Annotated in this window: 20 protein-coding genes and 1 pseudogene; 8 read left to right on the forward strand and 13 right to left on the reverse strand. The window is 31.4% G+C overall.

Features of this window, described 5'->3' with window-relative positions; all coding sequences use genetic code 11:
• Positions 1-2: 2 nt before the first annotated feature.
• Genes AJ881_RS01390 through murC form a run of 5 tightly spaced genes read right to left on the reverse strand, consistent with a single transcriptional unit; the run spans position 3 to position 5,134 of the window.
• Positions 3-602, reverse strand: a complete 600-nt coding sequence (locus AJ881_RS01390; RefSeq protein ID WP_002861777.1) for a LysE family translocator — start codon at positions 600-602, stop codon at positions 3-5.
• Positions 595-1,296 carry an SIR2 family NAD-dependent protein deacylase gene (locus AJ881_RS01395; RefSeq protein WP_070210240.1) on the reverse strand — a complete coding sequence of 234 codons (702 nt, stop codon included), beginning with the start codon at positions 1,294-1,296 and terminating at the stop codon, positions 595-597. The genes AJ881_RS01390 and AJ881_RS01395 overlap by 8 nt, the downstream gene beginning before the upstream one ends.
• On the reverse strand, positions 1,293-3,503 hold the full coding sequence (locus AJ881_RS01400; protein ID WP_083259441.1) for an endonuclease MutS2: 2,211 nt from the start codon (positions 3,501-3,503) through the stop codon (positions 1,293-1,295). Before AJ881_RS01400 ends, AJ881_RS01395 begins: the two co-directional genes overlap by 4 nt.
• On the reverse strand, positions 3,493-3,843 hold the full coding sequence (locus AJ881_RS01405; protein ID WP_044779174.1) for a hypothetical protein: 351 nt from the start codon (positions 3,841-3,843) through the stop codon (positions 3,493-3,495). The genes AJ881_RS01400 and AJ881_RS01405 overlap by 11 nt, the downstream gene beginning before the upstream one ends.
• Positions 3,836-5,134 carry a UDP-N-acetylmuramate--L-alanine ligase gene (gene murC / locus AJ881_RS01410; protein WP_079861367.1) on the reverse strand — a complete coding sequence of 433 codons (1,299 nt, stop codon included), beginning with the start codon at positions 5,132-5,134 and terminating at the stop codon, positions 3,836-3,838. Before murC ends, AJ881_RS01405 begins: the two co-directional genes overlap by 8 nt.
• Before the next feature lie 190 nt (positions 5,135-5,324).
• On the opposite strand from murC, the gene AJ881_RS01415 reads away from it, so the two are divergent.
• On the forward strand, positions 5,325-5,669 hold the full coding sequence (locus tag AJ881_RS01415) for a hypothetical protein (RefSeq protein WP_070282365.1): 345 nt from the start codon (positions 5,325-5,327) through the stop codon (positions 5,667-5,669).
• Between the two features lie 52 nt (positions 5,670-5,721).
• Here the strand turns inward: AJ881_RS01415 and AJ881_RS01420 are convergent, their stop codons facing one another.
• From AJ881_RS01420 to ileS, 6 genes and pseudogenes are all read right to left on the reverse strand, one after another.
• On the reverse strand, positions 5,722-6,504 hold the full coding sequence (locus AJ881_RS01420) for a carbon-nitrogen hydrolase family protein (protein ID WP_070282363.1): 783 nt from the start codon (positions 6,502-6,504) through the stop codon (positions 5,722-5,724).
• Positions 6,497-6,670, reverse strand: a complete 174-nt coding sequence (gene xseB / locus AJ881_RS01425) for an exodeoxyribonuclease VII small subunit (RefSeq protein ID WP_002853034.1) — start codon at positions 6,668-6,670, stop codon at positions 6,497-6,499. The genes AJ881_RS01420 and xseB overlap by 8 nt, the downstream gene beginning before the upstream one ends.
• Positions 6,667-8,124 (reverse strand): IMP dehydrogenase, encoded by a 1,458-nt coding sequence (gene guaB / locus AJ881_RS01430; RefSeq protein WP_070282361.1) that lies wholly within the window; start codon positions 8,122-8,124, stop codon positions 6,667-6,669. Before guaB ends, xseB begins: the two co-directional genes overlap by 4 nt.
• A gap of 9 nt (positions 8,125-8,133) precedes the next feature.
• Positions 8,134-9,495, reverse strand: a complete 1,362-nt coding sequence (gene gatA, locus AJ881_RS01435) for an Asp-tRNA(Asn)/Glu-tRNA(Gln) amidotransferase subunit GatA (protein WP_070282359.1) — start codon at positions 9,493-9,495, stop codon at positions 8,134-8,136.
• Positions 9,492-9,603, reverse strand: a pseudogene (locus AJ881_RS01440) (hypothetical protein). The gene gatA and the pseudogene AJ881_RS01440 overlap by 4 nt, the downstream one beginning before the upstream one ends.
• Entirely contained in the window at positions 9,603-12,350 is a 2,748-nt protein-coding gene (gene ileS, locus AJ881_RS01445) for an isoleucine--tRNA ligase (RefSeq protein WP_070282357.1), read from the reverse strand. Before ileS ends, AJ881_RS01440 begins: the two are co-directional and overlap by 1 nt.
• Before the next feature lie 97 nt (positions 12,351-12,447).
• On the opposite strand from ileS, the gene AJ881_RS01450 reads away from it, so the two are divergent.
• The 7 genes from AJ881_RS01450 (at position 12,448) to AJ881_RS01480 (ending at position 17,879) form a co-directional block, all read left to right on the forward strand.
• Complete coding sequence (locus AJ881_RS01450) at positions 12,448-13,536, forward strand: CinA family protein (RefSeq protein ID WP_070282355.1); 1,089 nt, start codon at positions 12,448-12,450, stop codon at positions 13,534-13,536.
• 11 nt (positions 13,537-13,547) lie between these two features.
• Complete coding sequence (locus AJ881_RS01455) at positions 13,548-13,973, forward strand: GNAT family N-acetyltransferase (RefSeq protein WP_070282354.1); 426 nt, start codon at positions 13,548-13,550, stop codon at positions 13,971-13,973.
• Between the two features lie 63 nt (positions 13,974-14,036).
• Positions 14,037-14,657 carry an NAD(P)H-dependent oxidoreductase gene (locus AJ881_RS01460; protein WP_002880780.1) on the forward strand — a complete coding sequence of 207 codons (621 nt, stop codon included), beginning with the start codon at positions 14,037-14,039 and terminating at the stop codon, positions 14,655-14,657.
• The gene (locus tag AJ881_RS01465) at positions 14,657-15,262 is read left to right on the forward strand and encodes an NAD(P)H-dependent oxidoreductase (RefSeq protein ID WP_070282350.1); all 606 of its coding nucleotides are present in this window, start codon (positions 14,657-14,659) and stop codon (positions 15,260-15,262) included. Before AJ881_RS01460 ends, AJ881_RS01465 begins: the two co-directional genes overlap by 1 nt.
• A gap of 124 nt (positions 15,263-15,386) precedes the next feature.
• Positions 15,387-15,923, forward strand: a complete 537-nt coding sequence (pgsA, locus tag AJ881_RS01470; RefSeq protein WP_044780215.1) for a CDP-diacylglycerol--glycerol-3-phosphate 3-phosphatidyltransferase — start codon at positions 15,387-15,389, stop codon at positions 15,921-15,923.
• Positions 15,920-17,026 (forward strand): RIP metalloprotease RseP, encoded by a 1,107-nt coding sequence (gene rseP, locus AJ881_RS01475; RefSeq protein ID WP_070282348.1) that lies wholly within the window; start codon positions 15,920-15,922, stop codon positions 17,024-17,026. Before pgsA ends, rseP begins: the two co-directional genes overlap by 4 nt.
• The gene (locus AJ881_RS01480; RefSeq protein WP_002870550.1) at positions 17,019-17,879 is read left to right on the forward strand and encodes a VirK family antimicrobial peptide resistance protein; all 861 of its coding nucleotides are present in this window, start codon (positions 17,019-17,021) and stop codon (positions 17,877-17,879) included. The genes rseP and AJ881_RS01480 overlap by 8 nt, the downstream gene beginning before the upstream one ends.
• Here AJ881_RS01480 and AJ881_RS01485 read toward each other — a convergent pair.
• Positions 17,872-18,873, reverse strand: a complete 1,002-nt coding sequence (locus AJ881_RS01485; protein ID WP_002870549.1) for a sugar phosphate isomerase/epimerase family protein — start codon at positions 18,871-18,873, stop codon at positions 17,872-17,874. The two genes, AJ881_RS01480 and AJ881_RS01485, sit on opposite strands and share 8 nt — an antisense overlap.
• Complete coding sequence (locus tag AJ881_RS01490) at positions 18,870-20,144, reverse strand: MFS transporter (RefSeq protein ID WP_052857605.1); 1,275 nt, start codon at positions 20,142-20,144, stop codon at positions 18,870-18,872. Before AJ881_RS01490 ends, AJ881_RS01485 begins: the two co-directional genes overlap by 4 nt.
• Between the last annotated feature and the right edge of the window lie 140 nt (positions 20,145-20,284).

Genomic DNA, 20,284 nt, shown 5'->3' on the forward strand with positions numbered 1-20,284 from the left:
TTTTATCCTAAGAAAGTTTTATATAATAAATTAAGAGCAAAATACTCTATAATTATAGCTGAAATTATATTGATTATAAAAACAACTTTTGCACTAAAAACATGACTATATCTTGCCACCACAAAAGCTAAAGCACTTACCCAAAAAAGTATAGCCACAACAAGCCCTAAAGTCATCAAATAAGCATGATCACTACTTAAAACCACGCTTGCAGCACTAAGCCAAAATCCTATCACAAAAGGATTTGAACCATTTAAAAAAGCTCCTTTAATATAACTTTTCAAAAGACTTTCTTTAAATTCTTTATGCTCTAAATTTAAGCTTTCTTTCTTTTTTCTTAGCATCAAGTACGCCATATAAGTTAAAAAACAAAAACCAAAAATCGCCAAAGAACGCATAAAAATAACATTGTCTAAGAAATTTAAAAGCCCAAATTGAAGCAAAAAAAGATAAAGCATATCTATACTAAATGCTCCAAGTCCTACAGCTATGGAATTTTTAAAAGCTTTTAGTGCATAAGTTAAAATCAAAATATTTACAGGTCCAAAAGGCACACTCACTCCAAAGCCCAAAAAAACTCCACTTAAAAAAGAATCAAACATTACCATCTTTCATAAAATTTTCTATATCAAGTGCGATTTTATCAATAGCGCTTATAATATCTTCTATATAGATTTTATCAAAATACCGCTCTAAATTCGCATCTTTTTCGTAGATATTTAAAATACTTTTTTCGCACATTGAAGCATAACGCCCTACAGGCAAAACCGCCCCACTTGTGCCTACGCTGATAAAAAGCGAAGTTTGATTTAGCAAAGAATAAAGCATAGCATAAGCAGGAGCTTGCTCTTCAAACATGACTATATTGTGTCTTAAATCCTTACTTTTGCATTTTGGGCATTGTTTATCTGTGATTTTTTCATAACCTATATTAAAAATTTCTTCGCATTTTAAGCAGCGAAGTTCGGGCAAAAAGCCATGCAAATGCACTACATCTTTACACCCTGCACGCTCTAGCAAATCATCTACATTTTGCGTGATAACAAAAAGATTTTTACCCCATTTTTCTTTTAATTGTGCGATTTTTTCATGAGCATGATTTGGCTTTACATTTTGAAGTTGCGCCCTTCTTGCATCGTAAAAATCAAGCACTTTTTTAGGGTTTTTTCTAAAACCTGTTGCGGAGCAAACCTCCATCACATCGTATTCTTCCCAAAGTCCATCATTATCTCTAAAAGTTTTAAGTCCACTTGGAGCAGACAAACCCGCTCCACTTAATATCATAATGTTTTTCATAATCTCACCACCTTAGCACCAAAGCCACCTTGATTGATCGGTGCGTCATTAAAGCCTTTAACACTTTTATGGGTTTTTAAAAACTCTCTTACCGCAAAGGCAAGCTTTCCTGTGCCTATACCATGATAGATCAAAACCTCATCAAATCCCGCTATTAAAGCATCTGAAATAAATTTATCAAGCCTTGAAATAGCCTCATCACTCCTAAGTCCATGCAAATCCAAAGTTACGCTTAGATTGCTTGGTTTGCTTACGCTTATACTTGTTTTTGCTACTTTTTTTGGCATTGCACCACTTTTTTTAAGCAGTTTTAAAGGCACACGAAGTTTGATCCCATCGCTTTCAACCATAGCATCGTTTTTAGAAATGCTTATGATTTTACCCTTAATTTTTTCATATTTTACAAAATCCCCCACACGCAATTCTTCGTTTTGCTCCATACTTGGCAAGATGATTTCTTTTTTAAGTTCATTGGCTTTATTAAGGCTTCTTTGCTTATCTTTTGTGTCTTTAAGCTGTATGGTTTTCTTAGCTTCTTCTATGGCTTTGTGAAATTTAAATTCTAAATTTCTCAAACTCGTGCGAAATTCTTGTTCATTTTTTTCTTTTTGATCTTTTAAAGAAAGTAAAATTTCATCGACTTTTTGCTCTTTTTTCTCAACATTTTCAAGCTTAGCTTTTAGTTCTAATTCAAGATTGATATTTTTACCCACAAGCTCTTCTAAATTTTCTTTATCCTCGCCATAAAGCTTTTTAGCCTCGCTAACTAAATTCGGCGGAATCTGATAACGCAAAGCGGTTTCAAAGGCATAAGATTTTCCTATAGTACCTTTTAAAAACTCATATTTTGGGCGTGAAAGCTCTTCATCATATAAAGCAGCAATGAGTTCAACTTGCTCATTTTTTGCTAAAAGCATGGCAAGGCGTTTGTGGTGCGTGGTGATGATGATTTTAAGATTATTAGCTATGAGTTTTGAAATTAACACACTATACAAACAAGCCGCTTCTTCAAAATCTGTTCCAAGCTCTATTTCATCTATACCTAAAAGCAAATTTTTCTTAGAAAAAAGTCTAGAAAAATGCAACATTCTTCCTGCAAAAGTTGAAATGTCGTTTTTAACATTTTGCGGATCTTCTATGATGGCATCAAATTCTTTAAAAGTACCAATTTTACTTTCACTTGCTTTGATATGCATAGGCAAAAGATGTTTAGCTAAAAATGCTGCGCTTAGCATGGATTTTAAAAGCATGGATTTTCCGCCTGCATTTACCCCTGTGATGATTAAAACTTGTTTTTTAAATTCCAAACTCACGCTTTTTGGATTTTTTAAGGCAGGATGAGCGAAATTTTTAAGCACTAAATCCGTACTTTGATCACACAAAACAAATTCAAAATCCTTTTTTTTAGCAAGCAAAACCCTAGCACTATAATGATCAAAAAGATCAAAGGCTGTATTGATAAATTTTAAAAAAGGTAGGTTTTTTGCTAAAAAAGCTGAGAAATTTTTAGCGTATTCATAATAAATTTCTTCTTTTTGATTTTTGATTTTTTCTATATCATTTTGCAAATTTTCAACACTTAAAGGCACGATATAAAAGCCACCGCCACTACTTCTACCTATGATTTTTGCTTTAATAGCGTGATTAAACCCGCCTCTTACAAGCAAGGCTTCAAGATTGTTTATAAGATGGATTTGTGTATCGATAAGATAAGGCATTAAAGCTTTTGTATAGCAAAATTTCTTAAACTCAGCTATTATGCTTTCATTTTTCAATCTTAAAGCGGCATTAAGATTTACAAGTCTTTCATCTAAACTTTCTTTTAATTCCCCTTTCTCATCGAAATTCAAACAAAGCTCCAAAGCCCCGCTAACAAATTCTATCTTTTGTAGCCAAGAGTCTAAATTTGTTCCTAGTTTTATTTTTTTTAACTTTTCAAAATAACGAAAAATTTTTACAAATTCAAAAATTTCATCTAAATGTAAAATTCCTTGCTTGCTTAAATGAACTAAGGCTTTATCAAGATTGCTAAGCTCTGGTATAGTAGGAAATTCCACCTCGCAAAGCTCATGTATGCGTTTAAAATGAAGATTAGAATCTCCTTGTAAAAAAATCTCCTTATCTCTTGCAAAAAGGGCTTTAAACTCTTCTAAATAGCTGTTTAAATCAAGCTTTGAGATCAATTCTTCTTTTGCATCATTCATCATTTAACCTGCAATCTTTAATATCTATGATTAAAGAATTAAAACTTTGATTATTATCTTTTGAAATAAAACTTCCTGTACCAAATTCATAGTTAAAATACGCCTTAGATACATTAATATCTTTACATAAAATATTTTTATTTTGATTAAAAGCTACGATAATATCTGTTCTTAAACGACTTTTTTGCGTATTTTCAAATTCAAAAAATACCGCTAAAATGATAAAGATCACAAGCAAAATACCAAAAAAAGGTTTGGTTTTTTTGCCTAATTTTTCACGCAAAGCAAAAGTGATTAAGGCTAAAATTAAGATAATTAAAAGATATAAAAAAAACCTACTCATTTTTTTGCCTTAATTTATTGCTAATATCTCCCGCACCAAAACCTATAATAAGCCCTTCTTCAAAAACCTGCCCCTTAGAAGCTACCAAAAATTTACCCTCTCTTTTAATATCTTCTACAAACAAAGCCTTAGGAAAAACCGCCTTTAAATCAAGTTCTATAGACTCTTCTCCTGCGGCATAAACAGGTAAAATTACAAGCTCATCAACACCTTCAAAAGCCTTTGCAAACTCCTTTAAATTTGCGGCCAAACGCGTGTAGCGGTGAGGTTCAAAAATGGCTGTGATTTTTTTATATCCACCTAATTTTGCGTATTCTTGTGCTGCACTTAAAGTCGCTTTTATTTCGGTAGGATGATGACCATAATCATCGATTAAAACCAAATTTTCATCAGCATGTAAAATATCAAAACGCTTTTTAATACCTTGATAATTTTTAAGCCTAGTTTTTATCGTTTCTATATCTAAAAAATTTAGAGCCGCCAAAATCGCCAAAGATGCATCAAGCGCTAAATGATATCCCATACCAAAAACCTTAAATTCACCCCAATCTTTCAACTCAAAACTTGTAAAAGGTTTGAAATTTTCTATACACATGGTGCAGTTTTTGATATCTTTGCTCGGATAAAGCTTGATTGACTCATTTTTATAATTTTTCAAAAACTCATCTTCAGCATTAATCACGCGAATTTTAGCCGTATCTAAAAACTCCACATAAGCATGATGGAGTTTTGAAACTTCATTGCCATAATGATCTAAATGCTCTGCTTCTGCATTGGTAACTATAGCCAAATAAGGATTTGAATTTAAAAAAGAACTATCGCTCTCATCAGCTTCAAAAACAAGGTTTTGGCTTTCTTTATAAATCATATTTGAACCAAATTCTTTTAAAATCGCTCCGATAATCACAGAAGCATCATCAAGCAAAGAAGCTAAAATGCTTGAAGTTGTGCTTTTTCCATGTGCTCCTGCAACTGCAAAAACACACTTATCTTCTAAAATAAGAGGCAAGGCCTCCTTGCGTGAAAGACATTTAATGCCTAATTCTTTAGCGTGTTTAAATTCAGGATTTTCTTCTTTAATTGCAGCAGAGTAAATAACTAAATCTTTGTTTAAAATATTGTCTTTATGATGAGGGATACTGACCTTAACCCCTTCTTTTTCAAGTTCTTTAGTAATTTTACTTTCCTTAAGATCACTCCCACTAATCTTAAAGCCTTTTTCTTTTAAAAATCTTGCTAAAGCGGAAATTCCTATACCGCCTATGCCGATAAAATGGATATTTTGCATCACTTAAACCTTTATACTTTAAAGGCTAAATTTTAGCACTTTTTTACTAAAAAGAAAATATATAATTTTAATTTTTAAAATACCCGATTTTAATAGTCTTTGCGGAAATATTAAATATCTTAAATATTATTAACATTAAGCTTATATTAAAAAAATATTTATAATAATGAGCAATAAGATTAGGGAGTATTTTATGAATCTATTAAAGGTTTTTAGCAATGTAAATTTAAGTTGGCTTATAAGACATTATATCTTTGGAATTATTATTTTATTATTGTTTTATTTTGCTTTGCCTACACATGATTTTTATTTATTTTTTGCTTTAATAATCAACTTAATATTTTTTCCTTTTGCATGTTTTGTATGGGAAGAACTAAAAAATATACTATTAGGTGACAATGTGTTTATTGTTAATGCTATATTTTTACTTTTGAGTAAAATCATTATTAAGCTAATCTTGTTTATGCTTGCTATACCTATTGGAATTATTGGCTTTTTAATTCTTTGGTTTATAATTAACAAAAAACAAGAATTATAAAATCATGCCTTAGTTAATATATTAAACTTATTTAAATAACCTTAACATAAATTTAGTCTTTAAAACCCTTAATCATCTTATCAAAACCCCAAAGTTTTCTTGCTTCATCACTTTTTTTAGGCTCTATGATAAGCATTTCTTCTTCAGAACCTAATCTACTTTCTATCTCGCCAAAAGCATTGATAAACAGAGTATCGCCGTAAAAATTCCACTCATCTTTTGTTTTGCCTATGCGATTTACTCTTAAAATGCTTGTAGAATTTAAAAAAGATCTTGTTTTTAAAAGTTCTTCCCATCTTTGTTTACTTTCAAAGGTACAAGCACTAGGAACGATAACCAAATCAATTTTTTTCGCCATAATCTGTTGCCAAAAAATATCAAAATGCGTCTCAAAACCAAAAAGTAAAGCACATTTTAATTTTTCATAATTAAAAGTAAAAATTTTTAATTCTGATGGAGTTTTGTTGCTGAAAAATTTTTCTTCATTCCAATGTTCATAAGGCATTAAAATTTGCTGTTCATAACTTTTAACACCATTTGGAGTCACTTTTAAGCAAAGTTTTTTATAACTTTTAGCTTCAACGCTTACATAAGGAGCGATGATTTCTAATTCATATTTTTTAGCAAGTTTAATCAAGCTTTCTTTTTTAGCTTCACTTTGTTCTTTTATCATATTTTTTGGCATGTGTAAAAGTTCTGTAAAAAAACTATTAATCACATATTCGCCCAAAACTACCAAATTTGCCCCATTGTCTTTTGAAGCTTTAAGATAATAATCGAGCCTTGATTCACTTAAAGCTAAAGTTGGAAACTGTAAAGCTGCTATTTTACTCATCGATTTGCTCCACTTCTAATTTTGCTTTTTCAAGCTCAAGTCTTGCTTTTTTGATACTCTCTAAACCTTCTTTGTAAATTTTTACACTTTCATCTAAGGCAAGCTCTTGATTGTTTAATTTTTCCAAAGATTCATTAGCGTGTTTTAAATTTTCTTCAAAACTCATTGATGATTAACCTTGTAATTTGGTGCTTCATGAGTGATAGTAACATCATGTACATGACTTTCTTTAAGCCCTGCAGTAGTGATTTCAACAAATTCAGCTCTTTTTTGAAAATCTTCTATATCTTTAGCCCCAACATAACCCATAGAAGAACGCAAACCTCCTAAAAGTTGATGCACCACGCTTCTTATACTTCCCACATAAGGAACACGCCCTTCTATACCTTCAGGAACAAGTTTATCTTGAGCAGTACCTTGCTGAAAGTATCTGTCTGAACTTCCTTTTTGCATAGCCCCAAGTGAACCCATACCACGATAAGACTTATATTGTCTTCCTTGATAAGTAAAAAGCTCTCCTGGACTTTCATCTGTTCCAGCTAAAAGCGATCCTATCATAACAGAACTCGCACCTACAGCTAAAGCTTTTGCAATATCACCTGAATATTTGATCCCGCCATCGGCTATCACAGGAACGTCAAATTTATTTGCTTCTTCCACGCACTCATCAATGGCTGAAATTTGCGGCACACCCACACCTGAAACAATGCGTGTAGTACAAATACTTCCTGGCCCAATACCTACTTTAACCGCATCTACCCCTGCTTCACAAAGTGCTTTTGCTGCGGCTGCAGTAGCGATATTTCCTGCGATAAGATCTAAATTTGGATATTTAGTTTTAATTGCTTTTACCGTATCAATAATACCCTTAGAATGTCCATGCGCAGAATCAAGCACAACAACATCAACGCCAGCTTCAACTAAAGCATCCACACGATCCATTTGCCCTACTCCTATAGCCGCACCCACACGCAATCTTCCAAAACCATCTTTATTGGCATCAGGATATTCTTTGCGTTTTTTAAGATCTTTTATAGTGATAAGTCCTTCCAAGCGTCCTTGTTCATCAACTATAGGAAGTTTTTCTACTTTGTTGGTGCTAAAAATTTTTTCCGCATCGTCTAGAGTGCAACCTTTTGGAGCAGTGATTAAAGGCATTTTAGTCATAACATTTTCAACCAAATTTGAAAAATCACTCTCAAATCTTAAATCACGATTGGTAAGTATGCCTATTAGTTTCTTATCTTCATCTATTACAGGAACACCTGAAATTCTATACTCTGCCATGATTTCTAAAGCCTCTGCAACACTTGCTTTAGGACTTACAAAAATAGGATCGATAATCACCCCACTTTCGCTTTTTTTCACTCTTTTTACTTCTCTAACTTGTGAAGCTATATCCATATTTTTATGAATTACCCCAAGTCCTCCAAGTCTTGCCATCATGATAGCAGCTCTGTGTTCAGTAACTGTATCCATAGCCGCAGAGATTAAAGGCATATTTAAAGTGATATTTTTTGTTAGTTTAGTGTGAATTTTTACTTCCTTAGGTAGAACTTCAGAATACCCAGGACGCAGTAATACATCTTCAAAAGTTAAAGCTCTTTTTACAATTTTCATCTTTCATCCTTAATTTTTAATCATTTGTTCTAAACTTAAAGCCCCATCTAACAAGGTTTGTTCATCATAAGCTTTGCAAATCAGTTGTGCTGATATATTAAGCCCTTCTTTATCTTTTGCAACAGGCACACTAATGCCTCCAAGTCCTGCTAAATTTACAGAGATAGTATAAACATCTTCTAAATAAGTTTGCATAGGGCTTTTTTGAGTATCAAATTTAAAAGCCGTTGTAGGAGTTACAGGCATAAAAATAAGATCACAATCTTGCAAAATTTCTTCATATTTTGCCTTGATAAAAGCTCGAGCTTTTTGTGCTTTGATATAATACGCATCATAATATCCACTGCTTAAAACAAAAGTTCCTAACAAAATTCTTCTTTTTACTTCTTCGCCAAAACCTTCACTGCGTGTATTTATATACATTTCTTTTAAATTTTGGATATTTTCAGAACGCTTGCCATAACGCACCCCATCATAACGACTTAAATTTGCACTTGCTTCAGCTGTTGCGATGATATAATACGCTGCGATATCAAACTTAGAATCAAGCAAATTTTTATATACAATCTCATGTCCATTAGCTTTTAACATATCTATGGTTTTTAAAAGTGCGTTTTTTACTTCGCTATCTGCATCATTGACATAATTTTCAATCACTGCGATTTTTAATTTTTTATTTGCATTTAAATTTGAAGTGGTTTTGATAAACTCGATATTTGCACTCGTGCTATCCATTTTATCATATCCTGCGATCGCATCATATAAAATTGCCGCATCTTCTACATTTTGCGTTAAAACCCCGATTTGATCCAAACTTGAAGAATAAGAAGCCAAACCATAGCGACTCACTCTTCCATAACTCGGTTTAAATCCTACACAACCACAAAAAGCCGCAGGTTGGCGTACAGATCCACCTGTATCAGAACCTAAACTTGCTAAAGCCAAGCCACCCGCTACCGCAGCAGCACTTCCACCACTTGACCCACCTGGAACACGCTCAAAATTTAAAGGATTTAAAGTTTTTCCATAACAAGAACTCGCTGTTGAACTTCCCATAGCAAATTCATCCATATTGCAACGCCCAAAAGGAGAAAAACCGTTAGCCTTTAAATTAACAATCGCACTTGCATCATAAGGAGCGATATAACCTTGTAAAATCTTACTCGCACTAGTAAGCTCCCAGCCCTTTACACTGATATTATCTTTTATAGCTACAGGCACACCTTCACCTGAAACACTTAAGTCTTTATCTAAAAATTGTTCGATATAAGCACCTATTTTTTTTTCTTTTTTTGCTTTTTCATTGAGTTCTTTTTTTAAATTTTCAAGTTCTTCTTTGGAGTATTTTAAAGCTTCTTTTAAAGTTATCATTTATTTTCCTTTGTTTTTTTTGATCAAAAATACTGCTAAAGCACTAAAAGCCAAAACCACCGCTATAGTTGCAATGATAATACTATTTGGAATCGGATTTTCTAACATTAAACCCCTTTTAAAACTTCTTCACATCTTAAACAAGGTGTTTCTTCATTTTTACTTTGAAGTTTCCAACATCTTGGACATTTACAAAGCGAAGATTTGGTGATTTTAAATTTCTCATTCTCTACTTCAAATTCAGCTAAAATTTCTTCATTTTCATTGCTGATTTGACTCACCATAAACCAATCGGCTAATTCCTCATTTGGGAATTTATTAAAACTAATGTTTAAATTTAATTCCAAGGTGGATTTAATGATTTTATCTTTTTTAAGCATATCAATTTGTTCAAAAAATTTCTCTCTAGCACTCATTAAAAATGTATCATCTATACCAAAATCATAATCAAAATCCTGAGTTAAACTCAAATCAAATACATCTTTTGCATCGCCTTTGATTAAAACATTAGCATGTTCTAAAGCCTCATCTACACTATAGCTTAAATTTGGAGCAAGTAAATTTAAAAGTTCTTTTGCTATCAAAGCCATAGCCACTTGAGCAGATTTTCTTCTTTGAGCATTTTCACTATCACAATAAAGTCTATCTTTACTGATATCAAGATAAATCCCACTTAAATCCGCACTTAAGAAATTTAAAAGCAAACTAAAACCTTTAGCAAATTCATAAGCAAAAAATGCTTCTTTACTTGCTTTAAAAACTTTGGTTGCACGACTTAATATCCATTTATCAATAAAACTAAATTCTTTAACTTCTAAATCTTTTAAGTCATTTGTATTGGCAAGTAAAAATCTTATAGTATTTCTTATTTTGCGGTATTGTTCGCCCACTTGTTTTAAGATATTGTCTGAAATTTTTAAATCACTTGAATAATCACTTAAAAGTATCCAAAGTCTTAAAATTTCAACTCCATAGGTTTTTGCTACATATTCAGGAGCAATCACATTGCCTTTAGATTTAGACATTTTTTGCCCTTTTTCATCCGTAGTAAAACCATGAGTTAAAATGCTTTCATAAGGCGCGCTTTCATTGATCGCTGTACCTACAAGCAAAGAGCTTTGAAACCAACCCCGATGTTGATCGCTTCCTTCTAAATACATACTTGCTCTTTTTTCTCCTGCGTCATAAAGTCCGCTATTTAAAACCGCATTAAAAGTACTTCCACTATCAAACCAAACATCTAAAATATCATATACTTTTTCTAAATTTTCAGCTTTATATTTTGAATTTTCAGGAATTAAATCTTTGATTTCAAACTCCCACCACGCATCAGCACCGTGTTTTTCAAAAATAGCTACTACAAAGTCAAAAAGTTCATCATCAAAAATCACTTCTTTAGTGTTTTTATCTCTAAAAAAGGCTATAGGCGTTCCCCAGTCCCTTTGTCTTGAAATACACCAATCTGGGCGATTTTCCACCATAGAACCTATTCTTTTTACCCCACTTTGCGGATAAAAGGTTGTTTTTAAAAGTTGTTCTTTTGCACACTCTCTTAAAGTTTTTCCTTGAAGTTTTGGTTCATCCATTAAAATAAACCATTGTTTAGTAGCTCTATAAATCACAGGCTTATGCGTTCTCCAACAAAATGGATAAGAGTGTATAAATTTAGAAGAATGTAAAAGTTTTTCGCCTAAAAGTTCTAAAATTTTTTCATTGGCCTTAAAAATATGAAGACCTATAAACTCTTCAAGCAAATGAGAAGGCAAAAGCCCTTTAGCTCTTAAAGTTTCATCATAACATCCACTATCATCAACAGGCATTAAAACCTCAATACCGTATTTCAAACAAGCATAGTAATCATCTTCGCCATGTCCTGGTGCAGTATGTACAAGTCCACTTCCACCATCCATCAATACATGCTCGCCCATAATTAAAACAGATTTTCTTCCATTTAAAGGATTGATAGCTTCAAGTTTTTCAAATTCTTTTGCGTTTAATTCTTTTTGAATTTCTCCACTTGTAAGTCCTTTTTCTACCATACTTTTAAGTAAAGCACTTGCAAAAATCAAACCTTCTTTAGTGATCACATAATTTTCGTTAGGATTTAAGGCTATAGCTTGATTAGCCACCAAAGTCCAAGGCGTAGTTGTCCATATCACTGCACTTGCTTTTGAAACGCCTAATTTTTCACAAGCTTTTATATCCAAATCAAAAGCCACAAAAATAGAATAATCCTCTTTATCTTGATATTCTACTTCAGCTTCTGCTAAAGCTGACTTTGCCGCCCAACTCCAAAAAACAGGTTTAGAACGCTCACAAAGTAAGCCTTTTTTAGCAATCTCACATAAAGTTCTATAAATCGCTGCTTCAAACTCAAATTTCATAGTCAAATAAGGCTTATCCCAATCTGCAATAATGCCTAAATTTTTAAATTCTTCTCTTTGGATATCTACAAATTCACTCGCATGTTGTCTGCAAAACTCACGAATTTCTTTCTTGCTTAAGCTTTTTTTCTTTTCTCCAAGCTTTACTTCTACTTGTTGCTCTATAGGTAAACCATGACAATCCCACCCTGGAGTAAAACGCACACTCTCACCTTTAAAATAATGCGTTTTGATAATAGTTTCTTTTAAAATTTTATTTAAAGCATGTCCTATATGGATATGTCCGTTAGCATAAGGGGGGCCATCGTGTAAGGTAAAACTTTTTTTCGCATTTTTGCGATTTTCTTTCATTTTTTCATAAGCATAACTTTGCTCAAACCATTTTTTAAATCTTTGCGGTTCAAGTTCCGCTAAATTCGCCCGCATAGCAAAAGTAGTGCTGGGCAAAAGTAGAGTTTCTTTGTAGTCCATTTTTTCCACCTAATTTTAATAAGCTTAAATTCTACTCAAATTAGCTTTAATTTCTACTTTGTTTTTGGCTATAATTATAAGAAAAAAAGGAAAATTTATGAAACATTTGCTTTATCTTATAGGAGATGAGCTTACTATAAACGAAAAATTCAAAAATTATATTTATAGAACTTATGAAGAAAAATTTAAAGAAATTAACGAAATTCGCATACAAAATAAAACCGATAAAGATTTACCCTTTTTGCTTGAAAACCTCTTAAATCAGTATGATTTTATCACTTTATTTACAAGCCCTTTGCATTATGCGACTGTTGCTAAAATTTTAGCAACTTTAAATGATGATAATCTTATCTTAAAAGATGATACCTTGGTTCCAGATAAAGCAGAATTTAGTAAAAATAGCTTTGTGTGTAATTTTTCAAATTCAAAAATCAATGTCGTTAAAATAAATCCAAGCGAAAAATTACCCAATCTTCTTGGGCATATAAAATTAAATTTTGCATATTTTTGCATTTTTGGTATGGATGATGAAAGCGCTATATTGCTACTGCAAACCCTAACAAAATCTTATGAGATAAGTATAAAATCAACCAAGCTTTTAGATAATCTTGTGCTTATTAAGGCCACTTGCGCTAATTTTGGAAAACTTGATGGTTTTTTAAATAGCGTAAAAAATCTTTTTGGACAAAAGGTGTTTTTGGGTAAAGATCCTATACATTTTATAAACTCTAAACTTTTAGAAAAAAAATTAAAAATTTCTTTTGCTGAAAGTTGCACAGGTGGACTTTGTGCAAGCACCTTAACCAAAATTTCAGGTGTAAGTGAAATTTTTGAAGGTTCTATTGTAAGTTATTCCAACCGCATCAAACACGAATGGCTTGGAATTAGCGAAAGCGTCTTAGAAAATAATGGCGAATACAGTGAACGTTGTGTTTATTTTATGCTAAAAGGTATTTTTAAAACAGCTAATCCTGATTTTGCCTTAGCTATTAGCGGAGTAGTTGGCGAAAAAGATGAGGGAAAAATAAAATCAGGCACTATTTATATAGGTGCAATGTTTAGAGATGGAACTTTTATCCAAGAAACGCTTTATTTAGATGGAGATCGTGAATTTATGCAAGAACAAGCTGTTTTGGCAACTTTTTGCCTACTTTTAAAATTAAAACCTGAGATTTTTGAAATTTAAGGGATTTAAAAATGAAAGAAATTAAGCTAAAAGAAGACTTGGAAAAAATTTATCCCTTGATAAAACAATTAAGAAATAACCTATCTCTGAAAGATTTTTTAGACAAAATCCAACTTGCTACACAAACTCAACATTATAAACTTTTTGCCTATGAAAATGAGAGAAATTACAAAGCAGCTTGCGGGGTCATACCCTTTAATCTACTTTATCATAATCATTGTCTTTATATTTGTGATTTTGTCGTAGATGAAACTTTAAGAGGAAAAGGTATAGGTCAAGCTTTTTTGAAAAAAATCCAAATTTGGGCAAAAGATCAAGGATATGAAGAATTAGAACTAAGTTCAAGTTTTTTTAGAACACAAGCTCATGAATTTTATATCCAAAAAATGGGTTTTGAAAAATCCGGTTTTGTTTTTAAGAAAAATATCAAACTATAATATTTTTTGATTAAGCTTTGCATTTTATAATTAATATTATTATTTTTGATTTTAAGGAATAAAATGAATTTTAAAGAACTAATTTCAAAACGCAGAGCTTGTAAACTTTTTAATGATAAAAAAATCAATGAAAAGGATTTGCATTGTATCTTAGAAAGTGGAGTCTTAGCCCCGAGCTCACATGGATTTGAGCCTTGGAAATTTGTAGTATTAGAACAAAAAGAACACAATCTTAAACTCTCAACTCTATGTTACAATCAACAAAATGTAGCAAGTGCGAGTCATAATATTATTTTTCTAGCAAGAAAAGATCTTCAAAGCAAAGATGAATTTGCACAAAAACAAGTGCGTCGTTTCTCAGGTTCTAGCGAAGAAAATTTTCAAAAAATTTTAGAAATTTACACCCATAAAACCAATGCAATGAATGATGATGAGCTCTATCATTACGCACAACTTCAATGCTATCTTGCTATGATGCAAATGTCGCTAGCTGCAATGAGCTTAGGTATTGATTCTTGTATGATAGGTGGCTTTGAAAAAACTAAGGTTGATGATTTTCTTCATTTAACTTATCCTTTTGAAACTGCTGTAATTTTATCCTTGGGATATAAAGCCCACGAACCAAAATATTCTACTCAACGCTTAAATTTTAATGAAGTCGTCGAATTTTACAAGGAAAAATAATGAAAAAAGAACTTGAAATTTTTAGCACAAGATATTCTTGTAGAAATTTTAAAAATGAAAAACTCAAAAAAGAGGATTTAAATTCTATTTTAGAAATAGCAAGATTAAGCCCCAGTTCCTTAGGACTGGAACCTTGGAAATTTATAGTAGTGCAAGATGAGAAAAGAAAAGAAGAACTTTCTAAAATTTGCAACCAACAAAAACATGTAAAAGATTGCGCTGCATTAATTATCATCATTTCAAGACTTGATTTTTTAGATTATTTTGAAGAAAAACTTAGAAAAAGAGATATGAGTGAAACAGAAATTCAAAAACGCTTAGATACTTATATGCCTTTTTTAAAATCTCTAAATCAAGAACAAAAAATATCTTATGCAAGAGAACAAGCTCATATAGCTCTAGCTAGCATAATTTATAGTGCTAATGCTTTAAATATAGCAAGTTGTACTATAGGTGGTTTTGATAAAGAAAAGCTTGATTCTTATTTATCACTTGATATTCAAAAAGAAAGATCAAGTTTGGTGGTGGCTTTAGGATATTGCAACAATGAAAAAAATCCTCAAAAAAATCGTTTTAGTTTTGATGAAGTTGTAAAATTTATTTAAATTTTGCTTAAAAGCAAAATTTAAATAAAAATAAACTGATTCTTTTTTGTATTTTTACTAAGTCTTTGCTTAAATTTTATACAATTTTGATTATAATTTTACATTTAATTTCACAAGGCTTGTTATGAATTTACCCAATATCTTGGCGGTTTTTAGAATGGTTTTAGCGCCTTTGCTATTTTTTTTATTAATTCATCATTTTGAAAATATTCATCAAAGTTGGATTAACTATTTTGCTGCTTTAACTTTTTCATTAGCAGCTTTGAGTGATTTTTTTGATGGATACATTGCAAGAACTTGGAAACAAACTACAAAACTGGGCGGAATCTTAGATCCATTAGCCGATAAAATGCTTGTTTTAGCAGCTTTTTTAGGGCTTTTGCTTACAGGAAAAGCTAATGAATGGGTAATTTATATTATATTAGTAAGGGAATTTTTTATCACGGGTTTTAGAGTTGTGATGATCAGTGAAAATTTAAATGTCAATGCTTCTTTTGCAGGCAAACTTAAAACCGCTTTTCAAATGACTGCGATAGGATTTTTAATCATGGAGTGGATAGGCGGAGAAATTCTACTTTACATAGCTTTGATTTTAACTCTTTATTCTGGATTTGAATACATCTATACTTATACAAAAGCTCAAAAAAAAGGAGAAAAATGAGATCTTTATTGTTTTTAATTATTATTTTGATTTTAGGAATTAAATTTTATTCTATTGAATTTTTAGCAACTGTTTTAGTCATCTCATTTTTAATCTTCTTTCACGAATTAGGACATTTTTTAGCTGCAAGATCTTTGGGTGTAAAAGTTGAAGTCTTTAGCATAGGATTTGGAAAAAGTCTTATAGAATGTGAATTTAAAGGCACAAACTATCGCTTAAGTGCTTTGCCACTTGGAGGATATGTTAAACTTAAAGGACAAGATGATATGCGTCCTGGTTTTGAAAATCTAGACAAAGATAGCTATAGCATTTTAAGCCCCTTAAAAAAGATTTATATTCTTTTTGCTGGACCATTTTTCAACCTGATTTTAGCTTTTTTTCTTTATATTATCATAGGAAATTTAGGCTTAGAAAAACTTGCTCCACAAATAGGAAACATAGCGCCAAACTCTGCTGCACAAGACATAGGACTTCAAAAAAATGATACTATCTTAGAAATCAACGGTATAAAAATTCAAAGCTTTGATGAAATTTCAAAACATTTAAGTTTAGAGCCTTTGAAAATATTAATCAATAGAGAAGGAAAAAATTTAGAATTTATTTTAACTCCAAAAATAGGACAAGGATATAATGACTTTGGGCAAATTATTGAAAAACCTCAACTTGGAATCAGTCCAAATGGTACAAGCACTCTTGTAAAACATCAAGGTTTAGAAAGTTTTAAATATGCCGCACAAGAAAGTTTTCAAGCTTCTACACTCATCATCAAGGGTATAGTAAAACTCATAAGTGGTGAAGTTGAAGCAAAAAATTTAGGTGGTATTATTACCATGACTGAAATTACCTCAAAGGCTGCACAAAATAGCTTTACTTTACTTTTATTTATCACTGCTTTAATTTCTATAAATTTAGGCATTTTAAATCTTTTGCCTATTCCTATGCTTGATGGAGGACATATACTTTTTAATATTTATGAAATGATTTTTAGACGCAAGGTTCCACAGCGTGCTTTTGAATATCTAAGTTATGCAGGCATGGCAATACTTTTAAGCTTGATGCTCTTTGCAACTTATAATGATATATCAAGGATTGCAGGTGAATAAAAAATTTTCCTACCCTATTCCAAATTTTACTGATAGAAGAAAAAGTATCATCTTTTGGCGCTATTTGCGTTTTCAAGCAAGAAAAATTCTATATTTTCCTCAAGTAAGACTTCTGGAAAAAACGCTTAATGAAGAAAAAAATAAACATTTAAAAGACTTTTTCTCTCAAAGACCCTATGCTTGCTACAATGCTACAAGAAGATTTTGCGATAAAAGTTTTAAAGCAAATGAACGCGTTAAAACACTTATTTATGATGTTGATAAGGGACTTACTTGTTTTAAATTTCTTCCCGAAGAACAAATGATTTTTTCTTTTGATAAAGATTTTGAGCTTTTTTTAGGATATAACCATAATGTTTACGAAGAAGGTTTTTGGGCTTTTTCTTTAAAATTTAAAAAATACACTATTTCACAATGTAATTTTTGCTTTACTTTAGAAAATAATCTTCTACTTTCTTGCATACAAGGATATAAATACAAAGATTTCAATATTTTAGAAATTAATAAAATTTTAACTAAAAAATGTCACGGTTTGCGCCCTGTTGCTTTACTTATAGAATGCTCTAAGATGCTTTGTGAAATTTTAAAACTTCAAGCTACTTTAGGTGTACATGAAAAAAATCAAATCCGTTCTCAAAAAGGAAAAGAAAAGGGCTATTTTGTAGATTATCAAAAAATTTGGCTAGAAAATGGTGGAGAATTAATAAAAATTGATAAACACAAATACTACAAGCTCCACCACTCGCAAAAAAACCTAGAAGAAATCCCTTCGCAAAAACGCTCCATGTATAAAAAACGTTTTGCTATGCTTGAAAATATTAAACAAAATTTATTCCAAATTTTATCTAAATAATACTTTTTAAATATTCTACACTTTTCTCGCAACCTTTTTTTTGAAGTTTTAAAAGCCTCTCTAAGCATTCTTGAGATACTTCTTGGGGATAATAATACTGCATAGCTTTTAAATCTTCAAATAAAGCTTTTTCTATCTTAAAAGCCCCTTTACCTAATTCTTTAACCCCGCCTGTTCCTTTTTCTCTTTTAAAAGTCGCACAATAAGGATAACATTGCTCTACATTAATACGGTCAAGTCCTTCTTTTTTAAGAATTTCTACACAAGTTTTAATGTCTAAATTTCCTTCTCCTAAAGGAACGCCACAAACATATTCTACACCCTCTTCAATGAAAACTATATGATCTTTACAATGCGTGCTAAAAGTATATTTAGCCATGTCTTTGCAAGCTTTTATAGGATCTTCATAGGCCATCATGGAATTTCCAAAATCATATAAAAATCCTATTTTAGGATGATTGATCAATTTCAACAAATCAAGCAAATCCTCTGAAGTTTGATACTCATGATTTTCTATAGCAAGTTTTAAATCATATTTTTCCAAAATCGGTATCAAAGCTTTTATTTCATCCTTTGTAGCTAAAAAATCTTCTTTATCGAATCTAGCAGTAATTTTAGAATCATCATAAGCCCCATCGCTAGCATGTTTAACCTTTTTATTTTTATCGGTTAAGGGCACATAAGAGCGTATAATTTTAGCGCCTAAAATAGAAGCTACTTTAGCAATTTTTTCAAATTTATCTTTATTAAAACCCTTAGAGTCGATCTCACAATACATATTGTATTCATCCAATTTAGCTTTAATTTTTTTAAGATGATTTTCGTCATCGCTTCCTAAGCATCCCCATTCTTCATCCAAACCAAAATCTTTAATGATATTTATAATCACACCCTCACAGCCCAAATTTTTAGCAAAATCGATATAAGAAAATATATCCATCCTGCCATTTTGAAACCATAAATGCATGCTTTCAGTTTCTAAACCTATTTTCATGATACCACTCCTTTTAATGCTTTTTTTCTAGCTATCATCTTAAGTAAAATCGTAGTTACAATCACACCACAAATAGCAAAAATCCCCATTAACGCAAAAACAATTTGATAGCCTAATAAACCTTTAAAATGATCGATCATAAAACCATAAAGCGCAAAACAAAAAAGTTGTGGAGAATAACCAAAAATACAAGCTATACTCATAGCAGCTCCGCTAATTTCTCTAGGTACTTCTATCTCATCCACAGGTGCAAAAAATGTCGCACGCATAGTAAAAACAAGAGCGGCAAAACCTAAGGTTAAACTCATACCAAAATAAATATTTAATTTCTCATGAGGCATAAAAACAAAAATTAATATGGCCAAGGCTCCTAAAATCAAAGCAAAACGCAAATATCTTGTTGAAGATTTAAAGGTTTTATCTGCTAAATATCCCCCGATTGGCCCACCTACTAATTTTAAAGTGTATTGATTGATAATACCATAAGCACCGACCAAAGCCACAGGCATACCATAAATATCTTTTAAAAATGGAATAAAATAAGTCAAACCACAATACACAGAATAAATAGTAAAAATGGTCAAAGATACCACCCAAATTTCAGGAGTTTTAATCGCTTTGATAACTCCATTCCAAGCGACTTTGTTTTTACTGATTTCATTTCCTTGCTCATCTTGGGTATTAATTTTGTCATCTTCAAGTAGAAAATATGCCAAAATACCTGCTATAATCACACAAGCGCTATAAAATAATATAGCAGCCTTAAGTCCACCTGCGCCAGACCCTAAAAGTAAAAAAATTCCCAAAGCACTAAAAGCAACTATAGTATCTATAACACCACGTCCTGCTTCTAAAAATCCAAAAAGTCTTCCTTGTTGAGTAGAATCTCCAAGCAAGCGAATGGCTTTAAGCAAAACAGGCCAATACACAACTTCTCCAAATAAAGAAAGCAAACCCCAAGCTATTAAAATTCCATAAAAAGAAGGAAAAGTAGAAATATAAATTCCAACCAAACCCACACAAACCAATGAAAAAGGAATGAGTATTTTTTTAGAAAATCTATCTGCTATATAAATGGATGCAAAATTTCCCACCGTTTGCACTATGCCATAAACTGAGAGCGCGAGTCCAATTTGTGTATTGCTAAGATTCATAAATTCTTGCATAGGCACATAAAAGGCATCTTTTAAAGAGGAAAGTTTAAAAACAGTTCCTCCGCCAATAACTAAAACGATAAAAGTAAACCAACGAATAGGTTTCGTACTATTCATATCCACCCTCCTTTTTTAACAATTCGCAACTTAAATTAATTATATCACGGATTAAGATAAAAGGTTAAAATTTCACCTTTAAATTATAAACAGTAATTACAAAAAGTTACAACACTTATTGAAGTATAAATTAAGTATAT

This window comes from Campylobacter sp. BCW_6460 (genome assembly GCF_001762705.1).
Classification (GTDB): Bacteria; Campylobacterota; Campylobacteria; order Campylobacterales; family Campylobacteraceae; genus Campylobacter_D; species Campylobacter_D jejuni.